Annotated in this window: 22 protein-coding genes and 1 tRNA gene; 21 read left to right on the top strand and 2 right to left on the bottom strand. The window is 37.3% G+C overall.

Annotation, left to right across the window (positions count from 1 at the left end; translation table 11 throughout):
• Window positions 1–8: 8 nt before the first annotated feature.
• Window positions 9–3,251 carry a cellobiose phosphorylase gene (locus tag PHO70_02270; protein ID MDD5431796.1) on the bottom strand — a complete coding sequence of 1,081 codons (3,243 nt, stop codon included), beginning with the start codon at window positions 3,249–3,251 and terminating at the stop codon, window positions 9–11.
• Between the two features lie 130 nt (window positions 3,252–3,381).
• Here PHO70_02270 and gatC point away from each other — a divergent pair, with 130 nt between their 5' ends.
• The 19 genes from gatC to PHO70_02175 all read left to right on the top strand — a co-directional run bounded on the left by gatC (window position 3,382) and on the right by PHO70_02175 (window position 19,316).
• Window positions 3,382–3,669: an Asp-tRNA(Asn)/Glu-tRNA(Gln) amidotransferase subunit GatC gene (gatC, locus tag PHO70_02265; protein ID MDD5431795.1), complete on the top strand. Its 288-nt coding sequence runs from the start codon at window positions 3,382–3,384 to the stop codon at window positions 3,667–3,669.
• Window positions 3,670–3,680: 11 nt separating this feature from the next.
• Window positions 3,681–5,126, top strand: coding sequence for an Asp-tRNA(Asn)/Glu-tRNA(Gln) amidotransferase subunit GatA (gene gatA, locus PHO70_02260; GenBank protein MDD5431794.1), 1,446 nt, complete (start codon window positions 3,681–3,683; stop codon window positions 5,124–5,126).
• Window positions 5,127–5,128: 2 nt separating this feature from the next.
• Window positions 5,129–6,568: an Asp-tRNA(Asn)/Glu-tRNA(Gln) amidotransferase subunit GatB gene (gene gatB, locus PHO70_02255; GenBank protein ID MDD5431793.1), complete on the top strand. Its 1,440-nt coding sequence runs from the start codon at window positions 5,129–5,131 to the stop codon at window positions 6,566–6,568.
• On the top strand, window positions 6,561–7,856 hold the full coding sequence (locus PHO70_02250; GenBank protein MDD5431792.1) for a S41 family peptidase: 1,296 nt from the start codon (window positions 6,561–6,563) through the stop codon (window positions 7,854–7,856). The genes gatB and PHO70_02250 overlap by 8 nt, the downstream gene beginning before the upstream one ends.
• Window positions 7,857–7,862: 6 nt before the next feature.
• Window positions 7,863–8,660, top strand: a complete 798-nt coding sequence (locus PHO70_02245; GenBank protein MDD5431791.1) for a divergent polysaccharide deacetylase family protein — start codon at window positions 7,863–7,865, stop codon at window positions 8,658–8,660.
• A 3-nt stretch (window positions 8,661–8,663) separates the two neighbouring features.
• Window positions 8,664–9,638: a tRNA (adenosine(37)-N6)-threonylcarbamoyltransferase complex transferase subunit TsaD gene (gene tsaD / locus PHO70_02240; protein ID MDD5431790.1), complete on the top strand. Its 975-nt coding sequence runs from the start codon at window positions 8,664–8,666 to the stop codon at window positions 9,636–9,638.
• A 13-nt stretch (window positions 9,639–9,651) separates the two neighbouring features.
• Window positions 9,652–10,098, top strand: coding sequence for an MgtC/SapB family protein (locus PHO70_02235; GenBank protein MDD5431789.1), 447 nt, complete (start codon window positions 9,652–9,654; stop codon window positions 10,096–10,098).
• A 15-nt stretch (window positions 10,099–10,113) separates the two neighbouring features.
• Window positions 10,114–10,620: a polymer-forming cytoskeletal protein gene (locus PHO70_02230; GenBank protein ID MDD5431788.1), complete on the top strand. Its 507-nt coding sequence runs from the start codon at window positions 10,114–10,116 to the stop codon at window positions 10,618–10,620.
• A gap of 24 nt (window positions 10,621–10,644) precedes the next feature.
• Entirely contained in the window at window positions 10,645–10,953 is a 309-nt protein-coding gene (locus tag PHO70_02225) for a helix-turn-helix domain-containing protein (GenBank protein ID MDD5431787.1), read from the top strand.
• Between the two features lie 7 nt (window positions 10,954–10,960).
• Window positions 10,961–11,629 carry a nickel pincer cofactor biosynthesis protein LarB gene (gene larB / locus PHO70_02220; protein MDD5431786.1) on the top strand — a complete coding sequence of 223 codons (669 nt, stop codon included), beginning with the start codon at window positions 10,961–10,963 and terminating at the stop codon, window positions 11,627–11,629.
• 8 nt (window positions 11,630–11,637) lie between these two features.
• Entirely contained in the window at window positions 11,638–12,057 is a 420-nt protein-coding gene (locus PHO70_02215) for a formylmethanofuran dehydrogenase subunit E family protein (GenBank protein ID MDD5431785.1), read from the top strand.
• 2 nt (window positions 12,058–12,059) lie between these two features.
• Window positions 12,060–13,388: an acetyl-CoA decarbonylase/synthase complex subunit gamma gene (gene acsC / locus PHO70_02210; protein MDD5431784.1), complete on the top strand. Its 1,329-nt coding sequence runs from the start codon at window positions 12,060–12,062 to the stop codon at window positions 13,386–13,388.
• Window position 13,389: 1 nt separating this feature from the next.
• Complete coding sequence (locus PHO70_02205) at window positions 13,390–15,318, top strand: ASKHA domain-containing protein (protein ID MDD5431783.1); 1,929 nt, start codon at window positions 13,390–13,392, stop codon at window positions 15,316–15,318.
• 3 nt (window positions 15,319–15,321) lie between these two features.
• Window positions 15,322–16,074 (top strand): AAA family ATPase, encoded by a 753-nt coding sequence (locus PHO70_02200; protein MDD5431782.1) that lies wholly within the window; start codon window positions 15,322–15,324, stop codon window positions 16,072–16,074.
• A complete protein-coding gene (locus PHO70_02195) occupies window positions 16,059–17,033 on the top strand; it encodes an acetyl-CoA decarbonylase/synthase complex subunit delta (protein MDD5431781.1) in 975 nt (324 codons plus the stop codon). The genes PHO70_02200 and PHO70_02195 overlap by 16 nt, the downstream gene beginning before the upstream one ends.
• Window positions 17,034–17,037: 4 nt before the next feature.
• Window positions 17,038–17,826 (top strand): dihydropteroate synthase, encoded by a 789-nt coding sequence (locus tag PHO70_02190; protein ID MDD5431780.1) that lies wholly within the window; start codon window positions 17,038–17,040, stop codon window positions 17,824–17,826.
• 2 nt (window positions 17,827–17,828) lie between these two features.
• Entirely contained in the window at window positions 17,829–18,215 is a 387-nt protein-coding gene (locus PHO70_02185) for a diacylglycerol kinase family protein (GenBank protein ID MDD5431779.1), read from the top strand.
• A gap of 9 nt (window positions 18,216–18,224) precedes the next feature.
• Window positions 18,225–18,797 carry a histidine kinase dimerization/phospho-acceptor domain-containing protein gene (locus PHO70_02180; GenBank protein MDD5431778.1) on the top strand — a complete coding sequence of 191 codons (573 nt, stop codon included), beginning with the start codon at window positions 18,225–18,227 and terminating at the stop codon, window positions 18,795–18,797.
• 445 nt (window positions 18,798–19,242) lie between these two features.
• A tRNA-Met gene (locus PHO70_02175) sits at window positions 19,243–19,316 on the top strand.
• A gap of 124 nt (window positions 19,317–19,440) precedes the next feature.
• Here PHO70_02175 and PHO70_02170 read toward each other — a convergent pair.
• Window positions 19,441–19,938 (bottom strand): hypothetical protein, encoded by a 498-nt coding sequence (locus PHO70_02170; protein ID MDD5431777.1) that lies wholly within the window; start codon window positions 19,936–19,938, stop codon window positions 19,441–19,443.
• 131 nt (window positions 19,939–20,069) lie between these two features.
• Here PHO70_02170 and PHO70_02165 point away from each other — a divergent pair, with 131 nt between their 5' ends.
• Both PHO70_02165 and tilS read left to right on the top strand, forming a co-directional pair.
• Window positions 20,070–20,216 carry a hypothetical protein gene (locus PHO70_02165; GenBank protein ID MDD5431776.1) on the top strand — a complete coding sequence of 49 codons (147 nt, stop codon included), beginning with the start codon at window positions 20,070–20,072 and terminating at the stop codon, window positions 20,214–20,216.
• A 6-nt stretch (window positions 20,217–20,222) separates the two neighbouring features.
• Window positions 20,223–21,194, top strand: coding sequence for a tRNA lysidine(34) synthetase TilS (gene tilS, locus PHO70_02160; protein ID MDD5431775.1), 972 nt, complete (start codon window positions 20,223–20,225; stop codon window positions 21,192–21,194).
• Window positions 21,195–21,258 lie beyond the last annotated feature (64 nt).

The raw sequence follows: 21,258 nt of genomic DNA, 5'->3' as shown, positions 1-21,258 counted from the left end.
TTTTGATTTTAATCTAAATAAATATCTATTTTCTGGATTTGGCGCTTTCTTATTTGATTGGCATAGGGGGCGGGAATAACATTAGTATTCAATTCTACCAAGGTTTCTTTCTGATCAATAAAGATAATCTTTTTAATCTTTGCTGCATTAATCCCAAATGTGTCCTTCTTTTTTAAGTTATGGTAGCAAACTTTAACTTTACTTAAAAAATTAAAAGTATATGTCCTATTTTTCTTGTCAAATAACCATCCGGCTAGTATCGGAGAAAATCGTAAATTTAGCTCACCTTTTTCATTAAGAAAGAAGGGATTTAACCCCGTATTCATGATGAGCCATATCTGAAGAAATTCTGCAGTTGAGCCTGAAAGCCTGGCAACAAAACCGTTACCATGTAAGTTTTTGTCTGGATAAGCGCTGCTAACAATAAATGAGGAATTCTCTAAAATGCTCCTGCCGTATCTTTTAGGGGATTGGAAGGGGATTAGTACATTCTTGAAATCCCGGTAAAAATCTTCGAACAGTCCTTTTTTTAACAGCTCGAGAAGATATTTATATTCCATGTGCATCCATATAGATTCATTTTCAAGCCAGCCGGGTGTAAATATCCTTGTTCTTCCAATTTCTTCAGGCATTTCTTTTAAAGGGCTGTTAACTTTATAATGCTTCAATTTCTTATCAAAAAGGCTTCCTTTGGATACGGCTTTTGATAGGTTTGTTATTGAAGTTTTGTCGTCCAAAGTCCTTAATGCATGGACTTGGGATTCTAAAAAGAAAGGCAATTTAATTTGTTTAAATTTCTTAGGCTTTATAGAGTTATCTTTTATTGTATCAAACTCAGTAACCTCATTGATAAAATACGAGTAATACATCTGCTCACTTTTATCAAACGCTTTTTTAAGGCCCGAATTAAGTTTAGTGATTGAATTGTTAAGAAAGCGGAGTAATTCATCAGAGCTAATGTCTAATTCAGCCCCGCTAAGCCCCAGTTTAGTGCTATCTCTGTAGCTTTCTTTTAAAGTATTGCTTTTATCCCAATAGATAAGGTCTTTGTCTGTCCCATTGCTTGTTAGATAGTCTTCAAGTAATTTATTTAGCGAGTTTAAGAAATGATAAATCTCTTCAGTGATAGTAATCTTCTTGTGGTTTGTTTTAGCAAGGGCTTCTTTTAAGAATTCACAAAGCCTCTTTAATTCAAAAGTTTCGCAGCTGGAAGATCCAAAGAGGGCAGGAAGGCCATTTAAAGAGTCATACCAGTTTGGTTTATTGGCTTCCATTTCAATGCCTATCCCAAAAGGATCTATTGAAGAGAGTTTGTTTACTGCTAAGCACAGTAGTTTATTGATAAGCGTCGTTTCGTAAATTTCTCCTTCCCCGAAATTGCTTCTTACTACATGGGCAAGTGTGGAGCGTTTTTTAATCAAATCTTTTTTTGCAATATCAAGCCCCACTGAATGTAATTGCCTTGGAAGCCCATTGTAAAGGACATATTTTTCAGAGCGGTGCTTGACTGTTTCAGTGTTATCAAAGAAGGTAAAAACACGCTTGTCAAAAATAATATTACATAAATCTTCCGGGTAGACTTTCAAATAATTCTCTATAAGATCCAAGTTGTATGTCCAGTGGTCAGTCCAAAAACCTTCGCCATGCTCAGCTTCATTGATTTTGGATGAGGAGGATATAATAGTGTTTAACAACTCATCATAAGAAGAAGCAATCTTGATTGAATGGTCTTCTAAGAAAAGTATAACGTCTCCGGGAGAAAAAGGCTTTTTTAGAAAAGAGATTAAAGAGTCTATCTTGGTAGTTTCAGAAATAATCCTAGATAATTTTGATTTTAAAGTTTCAGGGTTGGTTAATACAAAATTCAGCCCTTTTACTACTAAGGGATTGAACCCGTCAGTTTGCAGAAGATTAATTAGGTTAATTAAAATTTCATCTTTAACTTCAGGATTGAACCATACGTCCATGCGCCTATTTTGGTTTACGTCACGATAATTACCATTTCCTTGAGAAAAATACGTTGGTTGCAGTTGGAACCTATTGTAATCCCTTTCTAAGTCTCCATGCTTGCGGGAGTAAAGATAGAAGACCGATTTCTGATTTTTAGATTCAAAGACTAAAGGATATCCTCCGCGCATAATATTATCAAGGTAAGTTTGCGTAACGTAATGATTGAATTCATTTGAGTCTGAGTTGGTTATGATGTCATTCTTTAGCTCATTAATTATGTTTCTGTTTTCTTCTTTTTTGTTTGTCAGGTATTCAAGGGTAGATAACCTATCTATTGATTTGTTTAAAGCTTCCACGCTACGCATGTAACCAGCTATTGAGTTAAACACAATTGTTTTGTTTGAGGATAGGTTAATATCAAATAGAGAGAATGCACAGGGGGTTATCCCATTTGCAAATTCATTCTTTGGATAGCCAAATTTCTTTGTTTTTAAGAATTCTTTTGGGAAAGAGAAGTCGGTAATTTCACCAAAGATATGATATGGATTAACTATAGGTTTTATGATTTTGGTATTTTTGCCATCATGATAGTAGCCTAAATAAAAATTTCCTTCTTTTATGTGAATTACTTCCGGCCTGTCTTGTGGGTCAACCGCAAGCCTAAAAAAAGGAGCCTTGTTTTCTAAATTTTCTACATTCATCCATGCTTCTATAGTACGGCTCATTTCTTTGACAAGCCAGCTATTCATTCCAAACGGCTGTATCTGCGGTAGGCCGTCTAGAATCTGCATATTAATTGGGGTTTTCTTTAGGTTCTGAATTGATATTATTCTGCCTAGGCCAGCGTAGGAATCATTTGGTATAGTAAAAAATTCTACCTTAACCTTTAATCCCAAGGTTTGGTTAGTTTCTTCTAAGGACATGCCTTGAGAAGTAATGATCATTCTATTGGAGAGGTCAAAATTTAAGTTTGTTGCTCCATTATGGAATGGCTCGTAAAATAGCGTATTGTTGCCTCGTAGGATTTTTATAAATGTCCGGAAACCTAAGATTGAAGTAGTAGCCCAGGCTTTGTTTGCTGGAAAGAACTCTAAAATTGCATGGTCTTTGTCTTTAGTCCCAAAGCTACAGATTCCTTGCCCGCGGTTTACATAAAAAGCCCACATCGGTATGCCATATTTTCCGGCAATCCCGGGGAAGAAATTAGCAAACGGCTTTGCGTGGTTGTAGTTATCAATAATAAATTCGCCGTTTTTAGTTAATTTGTAATTTGGTTGTTTGTTTTTAATGCTTTTATGCATGTTTTTGAATTCCTTGCTTAGTTAGAATATTTTACATGCTTTACGGATTTTGTCTATAAAAATCTTATCTGGTTGACTTTTTAGGCAAAGTTTGTTATTATAAAACCTTAAATTTGAGGAAAATACGTCTATGTCAATAACAAAAGAAACAGTAGAAAAAGTTGCACATTTGGCGCGTTTAGAGCTTACGCAAAATGAGCTTGAGAAGCTATCAAGCCAGTTGCAGGGCATTTTAAATTTCATTGATCAGCTTAGTAAGCTGGATACCGAATCAGTCAGCCCGATGAGCCATATCTTGCCAATTACCAATGTGTTAAGAGAAGATCTTCTTCGTGAATCTATCCCAAGCGAAAAGGCTTTGATGAACGCACCATCTAAAGATGGTAATTTCTTTATTGTGCCGAAAGTAATTGAATAATTTCTATTAAAATGGAATATTTTAAACTAACTGCTCACGAGCTACGAGATAAATTATCTAATAATCAACTAACTTCCGGGGAAATCCTGCGTTCGTTAACAGACAGGATTAAAGAATCGGATGAAAAAGTCCATGCTTATGTAAGGTTAGATAGCGGTGTTTTGGATTCTAATCCTCCTAAATCATCAGGCGAAGGGTGCCTTAAAGGCATACCTGTTTCAATTAAAGATAATATTTGTACCGAAGGTTTCAATACCGAATGCTGTTCAAAAATTTTAGAGTCTTTTAAGCCTCCATATGACGCAACGGTAATTAATAAGCTAAAAGGCGCCGGTGCGGTAATCTTGCCTGCCAAAACGAATATGGATGAGTTTGCTTTCGGCTCCTCTACTGAAAATTCCCATTTTGGGCCGACTAGTAATCCTTGGAATCTAGGTTGTGTCCCGGGAGGTTCTTCAGGAGGATCTGCTGCAGCTGTGGCTGCGGATGAAGCAATCATGGCTTTAGGTTCTGATACAGGTGGTTCTATCCGTCAGCCGGCTTCTTTTTGCGGGGTCGTCGGCCTTAAGCCGACTTACGGAAGAGTTTCCCGGTATGGCTTAATTGCTTTTGCTTCCAGCCTTGACCAGATTGGCCCTTTAACTAAGGACGTTCAAGATTCTGCTTTACTGATGAATGTGATTTCCGGGCATGATCCGTTTGATTCTACATCAGCTAATATTGATGTGCCTGATTATACCAAATCTTTAGGAAAAGATATCAAAGGTTTGAAGATAGCTCTTCCTAAGGAATACTTTATTGAAGGGCTTGACCCAAGTGTAAAGAGTGTTTTGGATGAGGCAATTAATTCTTTAAAAGCAAAAGGAGCGCAGTTTAAAGAGGTAAGCCTTCCGCATACAGAATACGCAGTTGCGGTTTACTATATTGTTGCTACAGCTGAAGCAAGTTCAAACTTAGCGAGGTTTGATGGTGTGCAGTATGGCTTTCGCGAGAAGACAGAATCTTTAATTGAGATGTATATGAAGACTCGCGGCATTGGTTTTGGCCAGGAGGCTAAAAGAAGGATTATATTGGGGACTTTTGCTCTTTCCCATGGTTACTATGATGCTTATTATTTGCGCGCTTTAAAAGTGCGCAACCTGATTAAGCAGGATTTTGACGCTGTTTTCAAGGAGTTCGATTGTATTATTACTCCTACTTCCCCGACAGAAGCTTTTAAAATCGGAGAAAAAATGGAAGACCCTCTTAAGATGTACCTTTCGGATATATATACTATTTCGGCTAATCTTGCAGGGATTCCTGCAATTTCAGTTCCTTGCGGTTTTACCAAGAATAATCTTCCGGTTGGCCTGCAAATTCTAGGAAAGGCTTTTGATGAAGAGATGCTTCTCAGGGTAGGTTTTAATTATGAACAAAGTGCTTCGTGGTATAAACAGAAGCCAAAGTTAAATTTATAATAATGGAATATGAACCGGTTATTGGTTTAGAAGTTCACACTCACTTAAAAACTCAGACGAAAGCTTTTTGCGGCTGCTCAACGGAATTTGGAGCAAAACCTAATACGCAGGTTTGCCCAATTTGCCTCGGGTTTCCGGGGACACTTCCGGTTTTAAACAAAAAAGCTTTTGAATTTGCGATTAAGGTTGGCTTAGCATTAAATTGCAAGATTCAGAAACATACAAAGTTTGACAGAAAGAATTATTTTTATCCTGACCTGCCGAAGGACTATCAGATTTCTCAGTATGACCAGCCGATTTCAAGCGGTGGCTTTTTGGATATAGATGTTGAGGGAAAGCCTGTGCGTATCGGGATAACCCGCGCTCATCTGGAGGAAGATGCTGGGAAATTGATTCATAAAGACAATGTGAGTTTGGTTGATTTCAATCGCACTGGAATTCCTCTTTTAGAAATAGTTAGCGAACCCGATATCCATTCTCCGCAGGAAGCATATGAATATTTAAGCTTGCTAAAAAGCATTCTTGAATATCTGGAAGTTTCCGACTGCGATATGGAGAAAGGCTCATTGCGTTGCGATGCTAATGTTTCAGTTAGAAAAAAGGGTGAAACAAAATTAGGGACAAAGACAGAATTAAAAAACATGAACTCCTTTAAGGGGGTGCGAGACGCTCTTGATTATGAGATAAAGCGGCAGATTGAAGCCTTAGAAAATGGTGAAAAGATTATTCAGCAGACTATGGCTTGGGATACTAAGTCTTTATGCACAGTTCCAATGCGCACTAAAGAAGAAGCAAAAGACTACCGTTATTTTCCCGAGCCGGATTTAACTGCTTTTGTTATTGAGAGTGATTTAGTAGAAGCTATCCGGAAAACTATACCTGAACTACCGAAAGAGAAAAGCGCGCGTTTTATAAAAGAATACGGTTTATCTGAATATGATGCGAAGGTAGTAACCGCTTTTAAAAAATTTGCCGATATAACAGAAAAACGTATGAATTTATATCCGGGTAAGGATAAGAAGATAGTAGTAAATTGGTCAACCGGGCCTTTGTTTCAGGAGGCGAATAATTTGAATTGCAACCCGGAAGATCTTAATATCCCCGGAGGGGATGAAGAGTTTATTAATTTAATTAAGTTTGTTGAGGAAGGCAAGATTTCAAACCTTACCGCAAAGGCGGTTTTCAGCGAATCAATTTCTTCGGGAACGCCATCCTCAAAAATTATTCAGGACAAAAATTTATTTCAGATTTCTGATATGGGCAGCCTTGAAAGCACTATTGATGAGGTTATCAGAGAAAACAAGAAATCGGTGGATGATTTTAAGCAAGGTAAGGCTAATGCTTTGATGTTTCTGGTAGGCCAAGTAATGAAGAAAACAAAAGGGAAAGCCAATCCTAAAGTCGTGCCTGATATGTTAAAACGGAGGATGGATAATGCGTAAGAAACTTTTTTGTTTTATTGCTTTGATTTTAGTTTTGTCTTTTTCTTTTTATTCCTTTGCTTTGTCAGCTACTGAGAAAAAGAAAAAAGATGAATTATACCGTCAGGTTGAATTATTTGCCGATTCGTTAGCGCTTATACAATCCGATTATGTTGATGAAACAAAACCAAAAGACCTTATATACGGCGCTTTAAAGGGAATGCTTGCTTCTTTGGATGCGCATAGCCAGTTTATGGATCCGGATACTTATAATGAATTAAAAGTTGATACAGAAGGAAAGTTTGGAGGGTTGGGGATTGAAATAACAATTAAAGACGGCTTACTGACAGTCGTTACCCCCATTGAAGATACTCCTGCCTGGAAAGCTGGCATTAAAGCAGGAGATAGGATTGTTAAGATTAATAAGGATTTGACCCGGGACCTTACTTTAACTGAAGCAGTAAAAAAAATGCGCGGAAAGCCGGGGGAAGCAGTCGTCTTGACAATTTTAAGAGAATCGGAGAAGAAGCTTTTAGAAATCAGGATTGTGCGGGATGTAATTAAGATTAGGGATATAAAAGAGGCTAAGATTCTTGAAGACGGGATTGGATATATCCGCTTAATTGAGTTTAGAGAGAACACCGCAAGGGATATCAAGGCAGCTTTAGAAAAATTATCTAAAGAAGGAATGAATGCATTAATCCTTGATCTGCGCAACAATCCCGGAGGGCTTCTGGATGTTGCGGTTAATGTTTCCGGTGAGTTTGTTGAAAAAGGGAAGTTGATTGTATATACAAAAGGGCGCAAACCTGATCAGGATATGAAATTCTATTCAAGGGTTGCAAAGCCAATAACAGGAATCCCTATGATTGTATTGATTAATGAAGGCTCTGCTTCAGGAAGTGAAATTGTTGCCGGTTGCCTTCAGGATTATAAGCGTGCGATTATTGTCGGAAAGACATCTTTCGGAAAAGGTTCTGTCCAAACAGTTGTCCCCTTGGGCGATGGTTCGGCTTTAAGGCTTACGACAAGCAAATATTTTACTCCTTCAGGTAAGATTATCCATGGAAAAGGAGTTGTCCCTGATATTATTGTTGAGGCTGGCAAAATTGAACTTGCCGATGATAAAGATGAAAAATTGGTAAAGCCTCAGGATGTTTTTGAGGAAATTGAAAAGAAAGAAAAAGAGAAGGAAGGCAAGGATAAAAATATCTCTGGTTACGATTATCATTTGGATAATCAGCTTATGCGCGCGGTTGATATTTTAAAAGCACTTAAGTTATATAAAGAAAATAATAAGAAGCAGTAGGTTTTTATGGAAAAAGATAAAAAATACAAAATTACAATTGTAGTCTTGATTGGTATTATTTTTATGCTGGGTATTTCTTTGTTGACCAGTAGGCAAAAGCCCAAGGAGATTGCTAAGCCTAAAGAAGTAAAACCGGTTGTTTTTAAAGGTAAAATTGCGATTGTAATTGATGATTGGGGTTATAATTTAAATAATGCTCATATTTTGAAAGAATTTAAATATCCTATTACAGGCGCAGTTTTGCCTAATCTTGCTTTTACAAAACAAATAGCCGAAGAATTAAACAGCTGTGGTTTTGAGGTTATTTTGCATCTTCCTATGCAGCCGCATGAAAAGGTTAGGCTTGAGAAAAATACTATAATGGTTAATTCTTCAAAAGAAAAAATCTTGGATGTGCTAGATAAGGATTTAGCAAGCATAGGTTATGCAAAAGGTGTTTCTAATCATATGGGTTCATTAGCTACAGAGGATGCAAAAACAACGGAAATTGTCATGAGCGATTTAAAGAAAAGGCATTTGTATTTTTTGGATAGCTATGTTACAGGAAAATCAGTTTGCCCTGCAATGGCTAAAAAAATTGGTTTGAGCTTTGCTAAGAGGGATATCTTTTTGGATAATATTGAAGAAGCCGAATATATAAAAAAGCAGCTTTATAAACTTAAAATCAAGGCTATGGCGCAAGGAAAAGCAATCGGTATCGGCCATGACCGTAAGGTTACTTTGGAAGTTTTAAAGGCTTCGATGCCTGAGATGGCAAAAGAAGGATTTAAATTTGTTTTTGTTTCGGATTTAAAAAGGAATTAATAAATGTATACTTTAGGTATTGAGTCTTCGTGCGATGAAACTTCTGTTTCTGTTGTTTCGGAAGGCAGAAAGATTTTATCTAATATAGTATATTCTAGTTTAAAAGAGCATAAGAAATACGGGGGCATTGTTCCTGAGATTGCTTTTAGGGCGCAACTGGAAACAATTGCTAAAGTCGCCAATTGCGCAATAGAGGAGTCCGGGGTTAGCTTAAAGGATATTGATTTAATAAGCGTAACAAATACTCCAGGGCTTTTAGGTTCGCTTTTAATAGGGATAACCTTTGCAAAGTCAGTTAGTATGAGCCTTGGGAGGCCTTTGCTTGGGGTTAACCATGTGCATAGCCATATCTATGCTAACTTTTTAAATGGGGAAAATATTAAGCTTCCATTTATTGCTTTGGTTGTCTCCGGAGGGCATACCAGCTTATTTTATGTAAAAGATTTTGATAAAATTGAGATTCTAGGAGAAACTCAGGATGATGCCTGTGGAGAGGCTTTTGATAAAGTAGCAAAGATTTTGGGTTTAGGCTATCCCGGGGGGCCGATTATTGAAAAAATTGCGCAAAAGGGAAACCCAAAGAATATTAAATTCCGTTGTTCAGGGACTAAAAAGCCTTTAAATTTTAGTTTTAGCGGGATCAAAACCGCGGTATTGTATTATTATCAGAAACATAAAGATCAAGAATTAGATATTGCCGCGTCTTTTCAGGAAACTGTTATTGATTCATTGATAAGCAAAGCTTTTTTAGCCTGTAAGGTTAAAAAAATAAAAACGCTGGTTATTGGAGGTGGCGTTGCTGCGAATAACCGTCTTAGAAATAAATTCTTTGAGTCGGCGAAGGCACAGGGCGTTAAATGTTTTTTCCCTCCTAAATTGCTTTGTATGGATAATGCGGCTATGGTTGCCGGTTTTGGCTATCGTTTATATAAAAAAGGGCATAAATCTGGTTTATATTTAAACGCAGAACTAAATTAGCGGAGGAAGACTTATGTTATCAGATTATCAGATTATATTGAGGTTGCTTTTATCGGTTTTTCTCGGTGGGCTTATTGGTTTGGAGCGTCAATTTAAGCGTAGAAACGCAGGGCTCAGGACGCATATTTTAGTAACAATGGGCTCTTGTCTTATAATGTTGACATCTTTATATGTTTTTGATATATATAAAGATAAGGCAGACCCTTCCCGTATAGCTGCTGGAGTTATCACTGGTATCGGTTTCTTAGGTGCTGGCACTATAATGAGAGATACAGAGGGTGTCCGTGGATTAACTACGGCGGCAAGTTTATGGGTGGCTTCTGCAATAGGGCTTGCGGTTGGAGTGGGTTTTATTCGCGCAAGTTTTGTGGCTACTGTAATTTCTTTGATAGTGTTATTTTTGTTTAGGCATTTTGAGAAAAGAGTTTTTAGTGAAGATAAACACGAACACAACTCCTAAAAAAGGAGGTTAGCTATGGCGTTTAGTAAAAAGAAAGTTGAAGAAAAGACTTTAGATGTTGATGCTTCTATGCAGGGAAGTTTGGTTTTTAAGGACCCGGTCAACCTGCGCATAAATGGTAAATTTGAAGGAAATTTAGAGACTAAAGGTAATTTGACAATCGGGAATACCGCAACAGTGTTTGCTGATATCGTCGGAGATAATATCATTATTGGAGGCAAAGTTAAAGGAAAGATAGTAGCTAAAGAAAGATTAACGCTTTTGCCTTCCGCTCTTGTTGAAGGAGATATCTGTCCTGCTAAATTGAATGTTGCAGAGGGAGCGATACTCGAAGGTAAATGTTTAATGCTTCATGACCTGATGAATTCGGAAGAATTAGCGCGGTATTTGGAAGTTGACCTTAATTCAATCATGGAGTGGGCTAATTCAGGAAGAATGCCCGGTAGTAAAGAAGGAAGCGACTGGAGATTTGAAAGAAAAGCAATTGACAGTTGGGTTGCTTCGGGAAAAATTGAAAAATAATATCATCAAGTAAGGTAAATCAAAATGGCAGAAGAAAAACTTTTGACTGTAAGAGATGTTTCTTTAATCTTAGGCGTTTCTGAGAAGGATGTAATGGAGTTGGCTGAAAAGGGTTCTATCCCGGCGTATAAAATTGGGGGAGTGTACCTTCGTTTTAAGCGGGAACAAGTAACTTCTTTTCAGAGGCAAGGCCGTATGCATTCGCCAAAGAGCGAAAAAGAGGTAGAATATTCCTTTAGCGATAAATTTAGTGATTTTATTTATTTTAACGATTTTTATATATTATCCACCCTGATAGTTCTTGTTTTGCTTTTTATTATTTTCCGGGGATAAATAAACAATGGTTTCTCGGCATGGTTTCTCTGACCTTGGTTTTGCTAAGGTAGATATAGACAGGCAAAAGCGTAAAGGTTTTCCGGAAGTTGTATATTGCCCCGGAAAAACAAAAGAAAATATTAAATCAATCTGTAAGGAACTGCTTAAGAATAAGCAGGACCTTCTTCTTACCAGATTAGATAAAAGCACTTTTACTTATCTTAAGAAATCAATTACCTGCCTTAAGTACGATTCTTTAGCAAAGCTCGGATTTTATAATCATGGTAAGAACTTAAAAAAAGGTTTAGTTGTGGTTATGTCTGCCGGTACATCTGATATTCCAGTAGCTCAAGAGGCAGTTGTTACTTTGGAAATAATGGGTAATCTGGTAGTAAGGCTTTTTGATGTTGGAGTTGCCGGGGTGCATAGATTAATGCACCATATGGATGTTTTACGTAAGGCCAAAGTTATTGTAATTGTAGCAGGGATGGAAGGGGCTTTGGCAAGCTTGGTAAGCGGTTTGGTGAGTTGTCCTGTGGTGAGCGTTCCAACAAGCTGTGGGTATGGAGCAAGTTTTGGTGGCCTGTCAGCACTACTAACAATGTTAAACAGTTGTTCTCCGGGTGTGGCAGTTGTAAATATCGATAATGGTTTTGGTGCCGGTTATCTAGCCAGCCTAATTAATAAAGGATAAAGCTTAAAATGAACAACAATAGGATAACTCTTAAGGAAGCTGTTAAATTCCATGGCCACTTGGGCCCATATCTTGTTTTAGGGCTTATGGCCGGAAATATTGCGTTAAAGAAATTAAAGTGCAAAAAGTATTTTGGTTTGGATGTTTTGGTTTGGGGGGCAAATCAAAGGCCTAAATCTTGCCTTATTGACGGCTTGCAGCTTTCAAGCGGGGCTACGTATGGCAAAGGAAATATCCAGAAGATTGATGGGAAAAGAATCCGTATTCTATTTAAGAATTTAGATAGTAAGAGAAATATTGAAATAAGTTTAAAGGAAGGCTTGATTGAACAGCTGAATAAAATAAAAGGACACAAGGTTTCTGAGAATTTTGCGAAGGAATTATTTAAATCCAACCCACTAAATTTATTTAATCTAACCGGAGAGTAAAAATGGCGCTTTCAGGACTTGACATCTATAAGTTATTACCAAAAACCAATTGCCGTGAATGTGGCTTTGCTACTTGCCTTGCCTTTGCCATGCAGTTGGCAAAGAAAGCTGTGGCGATTGAAAAATGCCCATATTTAAGCAAAGAGGCTAAGGATGCTTTGGAAGCGTCAGCTCAGCCTCCAATAAAATTAATTAGTATTGGAACCGGTGAAACCAAAATAGATATTGGGAATGAAACAGTAATGTTCCGGCACGAAGAGAAGTTCAGGAATCCTTGCGGAATCGGTTTTATTATAGAAGATAACATTAAGGATGATGAGATTAAGAAGAAACTTTCAAAAATCAAAGAGCTTGCGTTTGAAAGGGTCGGACAGCAGTTGAATGTTAATCTTATTGCCCTCAAGCAAAATACCGACGCAAAAAGATTTATTGATGTGTTAAAGATTGTAACAAGCAATATCAATCTTCCTCTTGTATTGATGAGTAATGATTTATCAGCTTTAAAGCAGGCTCTTGAAATTTTAAAAGGGAAGAATCCCTTAATTTACCGTGCGGTTAAAGGCAATCTTTCTGAAATCGGGCTTTTGGCAAAAGAGTATAAATCAGCATTGGTGGTTTCTGCTCCGAATTTAGAAGAGGTGTCTGTTTTAACTCAAGAATTAGCCAAGCAAGGCATTAGCGATTTAGTGATTGATACCGAAGTAAAACCAATTTCAGAAAAATTATGGGACCTTACCCAGGTTAGGAGACAGGCTTTAAAAAAGTCTAATCGTTCTTTGGGCTACCCGCTTTTAACGATTGTTGAGAATACTGACCCATTTGAGGAAGCGATGGAGGCTGCGACTTATATCTCAAAATACGCCGGGATTGTTTTGTTAAAAGGAATTGATTCCTGGCAAACACTTTCTCTCCTGACTTTGCGGCAAAATATCTATACTGACCCGCAAAAGCCTTTACAGATAGAGCCAAAACTTTATCCTATAGGCGCTGCTAATGATAAATCACCTGTGTTGATTACCACTAACTTTTCTCTTAGCTATTATACTGTGCTTGGCGAAGTAGAGGCGAGTAAAATTCCGTCTTATATCTTAAGCGTTGATACTGAAGGCATGTCTGTTTTGACTGCCTGGGCGGCGGAAAAGTTTACGCCAGAGAAGATCAGCCAATCAATTGATAAATTTGGCGTTAAAGAAGCTGTAACCCATAAGAAAATTATCATTCCCGGATATGTTGCTGTTTTAAGCGGAGAATTGGAGGAGGCTTGTGGTTTAAATGTTATCGTTGGCCCCAAGGAAGCAGCTGGAATCCCAAGTTTTCTAAAAAATCTGTAAAATGGAAAAATTTAAAGTTACGTTTTATCCTGATAACAAAACTGTAGAGGTTGAAAAGGACAAAACTATACTTTCAGCGGCAATTTCGGCAGGGGTTCATATTAATTCTGCCTGCGGGGGAGATGGGGTTTGCGGAAGGTGTAAGGTTGTATTAAAGAAAGGCAATGTTTCAACTCAATCTTCCGGAGTCTTAAGCCTTGAAGAAAAAAGAAGGCATATTTATTTGGCTTGCCTAACCACAATCCATAGCGACTTAGAGGTTGAAGTTCCCCCGGAATCACGTCAAAGTTTAGAGAAATTATCTCCTCAAGAATTGGAAGCAAGGCTTAAAGGGCTTTACTCTGAAGCAGAGGAAATTGAGCCGATTAAGTTTATTTTAGGGGGAGAATTATTTGAGCATTCTCCACTTGCGACAAAGGCTTATTTAGAACTTCCTGAGCCAAACTTAGAAGATAGAGTCAGTGACCTGGAAAGGTTGTATAGCGAAATCCAGAAGAAGAAGAAACTGTCCGTTTCTCAAACAGGGCTTTCAAATATTAAACAGCTTGGGGAGCTATTACGTGATTCAAACTGGAAGGTTACTGTAACACTGGGGAAAAGAAATGATTCTGTTGAAATTGTTTTGATTGAGCCGGGGGATACGTCTTTAAAAAATTTTGGCCTTGCTTTTGATATAGGGACAACCACGATTTCCGGGCAACTGGTTAATTTAAACGATAAAAAAGTGTTAGGGACTAAAGCTGCTTATAATAAGCAGGCAAGTTTTGGCTCTGATGTGATTACGCGTATTATTTATGCAAAAGAAGAAGACGGATTGGCAAAATTGCATGATGCTGTTACCGATACAATGAACGAAATTATTACGGAATTAATTACAGAGCATAAAATTGATTTAAATGATGCTACTTGTATAATCTGTGCGGGAAATACCACTATGATCCATCTTTTGTTGGGTGTTGACCCGACTTATATCAGGAAAGAGCCGTATGTTCCTACGGCAAATTTTATTCCAACGATTCGCGCGCAAGAAGCAGGGATTAATATAAATCCAAGAGGTTTATTGTCATGTGTTCCCGGAGTGGCCAGTTACGTCGGAGGAGACACAACTGCAGGTGTTCTTTCAAGTGGAGTTTATAAAGAAAAGGATTTAAGCATCTTGATTGATATCGGCACAAACGGTGAAATCTGCCTGGGTAATAATGATTTCTTGGTTGCTTGCGCTGCTTCTGCGGGGCCTGCGTTTGAAGGAAGCGGAGTAACTTGTGGCATGAGGGCAAGCCATGGCGCAATTCAAAATGTAACAATTAACCCAAAAAATCTTGAGGTAAAAGTTGAGACAATTGCTGATGAAAAACCACGCGGGATTTGTGGCTCGGGGTATATTTCAGCAATTCCTCAGATGCTTAAGGCAGGAATTATTGATAAAAACGGAAGGATTAACGTCAGCAATCATAAGCGCGTTCGTAACGTTGAAATGGGAAAGGAATTTATCCTCGTTTTTAAAGAGGAGGCAAATTCAACGCAGGATATAGTAATCACTGAAGCTGATATTGACAATCTGAAACGTGCTAAAGCTGCGATTTATTCCGCGACATCAATTTTAGTCAAACATATGGGATTTGATTTTAAAGACGTAAAAAAAATCTTTATTGCTGGGGGGTTTGGCACTTCTCTAAATATAGAATCAGCGGTTGAAATTGGCCTATTGCCGGATATTGATAGAAAACGGTTTTTCTTTATCGGGAATAGCTCTTTGGCAGGCTCTCGTATGATGCTCCTTTCCAGTGAAGCAATTAAGATTGCCGATGAGATTGCCAAGAAAATCACTTATTTTGAGTTATCGGTTGATCCGTGTTATATGGATGAATATATGGCAGCATTGTTTTTTCCGCATACGGATTTAACAAAGTTTTCTTCGGTTAGATTTTAGGCTATGGGTTATGTTATTGCAATGGCAGGAAAGGGTGGAGTAGGAAAAACTACCATTGCTGCTTTAATTGTCAGGATAATCAAAGAAAAGAAATTAGGTTCTGTTTTGGCGATTGATGCTGACCCGAATAGTAATCTGGCGGAAAGCCTTGGGCTTGAAGTAAAGGCAACGATAGGGAATATTCTTGATGGCATTTCAGCCCATCCTGAAAAAATCCCCAGCGGAATGCCAAAAGACAGGTTTATTGAATTTCAAGTACAAACAGCAATAGTTGAAGCTGATGGATTTGATCTTCTTACAATGGGCAAGCCTGAAGGCCCCGGATGTTACTGCTATGTGAATAATTCTTTGAGAAATATTATGGGAAAGCTGATCAATGATTACGATTTTATTATTATTGATAATGAGGCAGGCCTTGAACATCTTTCCAGAAGGACAACCCGGTCAGCGGATGCACTTGTAATTGTATCAAATGCTTCTGTGGTTGGACTTAAGGCTGCAAAAAGGATAAAGGATTTAACTAAAGATTTAGAGATCAAGATTAAAAAATCATTTTTGATTGTAAACTGTTATAACGATATGATAGATTCGGGGAAGATTCAGGATTTAGGGCTAAATTATCTCGGTTCTATTCCTCAAGATAAAGAAATTGAGAAAATTTGTATTAATGGTTGTTCGTTGATGGATTTAAATGATAAAGGCATAAGTTTAGATACGCTGCGGAGAATAGGAGAAAGTATATGGCAAGTCAGCTAATGTTGGAAAATTGGGCAGGGGAAGTTTATACGTTAAGTATTGGAGCTAATAAGGCTAGCGGAGGGACAAGAGAAAATACTTTAACCGTCGGGGGAGAGAAGGCATTGCCGTTTTTGTTTGAGGAGGGTGCAATACCTAATAAGCCTCAGGTTGTCTTTGAGATCTGGGATTCTGCCCCCAGCGATTGGCCGGATGAATTAGTAAAGCCCTATAAAGATGTATTTTCTGACCCTTTAGCCTGGGCTGATAAATGTGTTAAAGAGTATAAAGCTAAGGCGCTATGCGTTAGGTTGCAGGCAGCGCATCCTGATTTTGGAAATAAGCCGGCTGATTCGGAAGCAAAATTGATTTCCAGCCTATTAAAAAAAGTCGGGGTTCCTCTGATTATTTTAGGCTGCGGAGATGATGCCAAGGATAATATCATTTTACCGGCTTGTTCTGAAGCGGCAAAGGGAGAGAAATGCTTAATTGGTTCTGCTGTGCAGGATAATTATAAAACGATTGCCGCAAGCGTATTAGCTGATGGGCATAGTATTATAGCAGAGTCTCCCATTGATATTAATATTGCCAAGCAATTAAATATCCTTATTTCCGACATGGGTTTGCCACTGGACCGGATTGTGATTAATCCGACGATAGGGGCATTGGGTTATGGTTTAGAATACGCGTATTCAATAATGGAAAGAGCCCGCCTTGCGGCTTTGTCAGGAGATAAAACTGTTGCTAACCCATTTATTTGTTTCGTTGCCCAAGAATCATGGAGAGCTAAAGAAGCTAAGGTCAGCCATGCGGAATTCCCTTCTTGGGGGATGGAGTCAGAACGGGGAATCGCTTGGGAAATTATTACTGCCACCGCTCTTATCCAGGCTGGGGCAGATATTTTAGTTATGCGCCATCCTAAAGCAATTGAAAAAGTTAATATGTATTTGGATAATTTATTCATAAATACAAAGAGGTAGCTGTATGCTTATTATCGGGGAATTAATTAACGGGATGTATCAAAATATCGCAAAGGCGATAAAAGAAAAAGATAAATCAGTTATACAAAAATGTGCCTTGGATCAGGTTAATTCAGGCAGCGATGTTTTGGATATTAATTGCGGCCCTGCCTCAAAACAGCCGGTTCAGGATTTGCCTTGGCTCGTTGAAGTTATTCAAGAAGTAACTGATAAACCGCTTTGTTTAGATTCAAGCAAGCCTCTTGTTATAGAAGCTGGTTTAAGAATTGCGAAGAACAAAGTTATAATTAATTCTACAACTGCAGATATTGAAAAAATGGAAGTTTTGATTCCCCTTGCGAAAAAGTATAATGCTAAACTTATTGGTTTAACTATAAGCTCAAAAGGGATTCCTCAAAACAAGGATCAGCGCCTTGAGTTGGCAGCTACTATTGTCGCAACTTGTTCAGATAAGGGTTTTCCTATCGAGGACCTGTATATTGACCCTATAGTTATGCCGGTTAACGTCGCTCAAGCCCAGATGAAGGATATTTTAGATTCAATCCACGAATTTAAGATTATTTCTGACCCAAGCCCTAAAACTATTATTGGATTGAGCAATGTTTCACAGGGTACGATTGCAAGGAATCTTATTAATCGGACTTTTTTGACTATGGCAGTTGCTTCCGGGTTAGACGCGGCAATTTTAGATCCTCTTGACAAAGAATTGATGGATTCGGTAATCACGGCGGAGCTGTTGCTTAATAAAAATATTTATTGCGACTCTTTTCTTGAAGCCTATAGGAGGCGTTAAGTATGGCTAAGGACAGTTTCTTTAGGAATGTTTTTAAGGTAAAGGGTTTCTTTACAAGTTTAAGAATTGCTTTGCAAGGCATTATTTATTTATTTTTATACCATCACAATATGCGGTTAATTTTTATTTTCGGAATCCTGGCTTTTTTAGCAGGGATTTATTTTAAACTTAAGGGGATTGAATTGATAGCTCTTTGTATAACTATAACGCTTGTTTTTATGGCGGAGATATTTAATACTGCAATTGAGCTTCTAATGGATACCATTACAGAAAAGTTCCATATTAAAATTAAATTGGTAAAAGATATAGCTGCAGGTGTTGTGGTGCTTGCTTGCCTAAACGCCATAGCTATAGGTTATATTATTTTTATCCGGAAAATAATAAAATAAGGAGCCGCCATGGAAGTAATCCAATTAAAAAAAAGGACTGGTAGGGATTATGCTAATACAATTTGCCTTATAGGGGTAATACCCTTTCTGGTTTTCTTGTATCTTCTTATTAATAAAATCGGTACTTTTGAAAAGTTTACTACCGACGTTTGGGGTATTATACTTACAGCTACAACTGTTTTCCTTATGGGGGTAGTTACTGGCAGGGAAAGCCTGCAAAATCTAATCAATAGCCTTTTTGATTATAACCACAAGATTATAGTTTTGCAGGATGAATTAATAAAAAAGAACAAACTTGCTGCAGTTACGGAAACTGTTCTTACTTTGAGCCATGAAATCAGTAATCCGCTGTTTATCATTCAGGGGAATCTTGAACTCTTAAAAGATGATTTTGAGAAAAGCGGTTTATCTCCTGCTGCTAAAGAAAGAATTGAGCAAGTAAAAAATAATTGCAAACGGATTGTAGATGTAACTAATGATATGCTTAATTTATCAAGGCCGGTATCTGAGACTATCCATGGAGATATTAAGATTATTAGTCTCAAGAGTTCGGAACAGAAAAAAGAGGAGAGGAAGCTGTGAATATAGCGCTAAAACTGATTGGGTTATGGCTTTTTTTCGACGGCTTATTTTCTTTATTCCTATGTAAGGACAAGAAGGCATCTTATCAGACGTTTAGAGTCATTAGAGCTTTGATTGGGTTATTTTTGTTATTGTTCAAGTTTTATTCTTCTTAAAAGAGTCTTCTTGTATTTTACGGTTTTTGTGTTAAACTTTATAATCCCAGTTAATAGCGGGAATTCATTTCGATTGTTTCTGCAGTAACGACAAGAAGAGGAATAAGTAATTTTTTTGGCGGCGTAACTTAAATGAGCACATAAGTTATGGAGCCTTAAATTAAAGTTTTGCGACATAACTTATTGTGCGAATTTATCCTTGATAATTTTTGAAGCTAGGGTTGAATAGATATCAACGTAAGCTCAAAAATTTCAAGGAAAGAAGATAATTAAGTTATTTTTATAGATTTGGCGGCGTAACTCAGCCTGATAGAGTAGTCGGCTCATACCCGATTTGTCACTGGTTTAAATCCAGTCGCCGCCACTAATTCTCAATAGATAGTGGCGTATGATTGTTTAAGTCTGGTCTTGGAAATAAAAGGGACGGTTCTATTTTTTAATCCTAATTCTTTGAATAAAATAGAACCGTCCCTTTTATTTATTTTTATTTAATAATCTCTAACTAAGTTTTTCCATTCCAGGAGTATATCTTTAGGTAAAATAAAGGTAAGATTTCCAGCTTCTTTGGTTTTTAAAGTCAATTTAAGGTTGTCTGAAAGAAGAAGTGTTGAAGTTGCTGCGGTAAAATCAAAACCAGCCTTACTAGTTATGGTATCGCCTTTAATCGCATTTTCAAAAGAATTTCCCAAGAATGCTAATTGGTAAGTTGTGGTTGGAAATTTTGCTTCAACCGATTTTATTGTGAATTTTGAGCTCTCGTCAACAATAAAACCTAAAAGATAAGTTTTGTCTTTTAGGTTTTTGATTAATACTAGTTTATCAAAAGCAATCCTTTGGCCCGTAGAATAATCACGGTAGACTAAATCAGAGAAGCTACTGTTTACGCTTGGATCATCTGTGGGGCTGGTTGTATTAATAATAATTTCTGCAGAGCTGATAAAAGGAAAGATTGAAAGAAATATTATTAAAATAAAAAGTATTTTCATGTTACCTCCTTGTAGGAGTATTATATCACTAACAAAATTAAAAAGTTAGTAAATTTATTAGCAGAAATTAGTGTTAAACATCTTCTGTGTGTGGTAAAATCATAAAAGTATCAAATCAGAAAGGAGAATGTATGTCTAAAGGTAGAAAAGCATTTGGACCAAGCAAAAAACAGGCTTGTGATCTGCACCACTGCAAAAAGAAAAAAGGGGCATTTTCTAAGCATTCAGAATCTACCAAGCCGGAAATTAAGCATTCGCGTATTAACACTGGAATCTGATAATAAATGATTATAGACCAAGTAAAAAACACGATCAGAAGATATGGCCTTTTTGCAAAAAAAGACAAGGTATTAATTGGAGTTTCCGGGGGGCCTGATTCTCTAACTTTGCTTTTAATCTTAAACAAACTAAAGAATGAATTTGGCTTAAGTTTGCATATTGCTCATTTTGACCATAATTTAAGAAAAAATTCTTCTAAGGATGCGGATTTTGTGAGGAATATTGCCGAGGATTTAAACATCCCGGTAACCATAACAAAGGCAAAAAGCAAGGATATCCTTAAAAGTGGCTCAATTGAAGAAAATGCCAGGAATTCCCGTTTGGATTTTTTATTTAAAGTTGCAAAGAAAATCAAAGCCCGTAAAATTGCATTAGGACATAATTTGGACGATCAGGCGGAAACAGTGCTTATGCGTATTTTAAGAGGGACCGGTTTGTATGGGTTGGGAGGCATATCAGCCAAGCGGGAAATTTATGGCTTTTCAATAGTCCGGCCTCTTATTGAGGTGAAGCGTAAAGATATTGAGTCTTTCTTAAAGAAAAGAAGGATTAAGGCACGGATTGACGAGACTAATTTTGAGGATATTTATTTCAGGAATAAAATCAGGAATAAGCTTTTGGTTTTATTAAAGAAATATTACAATAAAAATATTAAAGATGTGCTTGCAAGTTTAGCTCAGAGCGTTTCTTTAGACTATGATTATTTAAGTTTTTCTGCCAAGAAGAAGATGAAGGTGTTAAACGGGAATATTCAATTAAGAAAGTTCCTTAGGCTCCATCCAGCCTTGCAAAGGCTTGTTTTACGTAATGCAATTGCGCAAATTAAAGGGGATACCCGCAGAATTACATTCGGCCATATTAAAGAAATAGAGGATTTGATTTTGAACAGGCCATTAAATTCTATAGTTGACCTTCCAAAAGGCGTTTCAGTAGCTAAGAAGAGGAATTCCCTCCAGTTTTATCTAAAAAATCGCTAATAAATACTTGATTTTAGTAATAGTTAAGTATATAATAAAAATCTCAATTACGTTCTAAAAACCG

Source organism: Candidatus Omnitrophota bacterium, assembly GCA_028715415.1.
Taxonomy (GTDB): domain Bacteria; phylum Omnitrophota; class Gorgyraeia; order Gygaellales; family Profunditerraquicolaceae; genus JAQURX01.
This window is presented reverse-complemented; position numbering and strand designations above follow the sequence as displayed.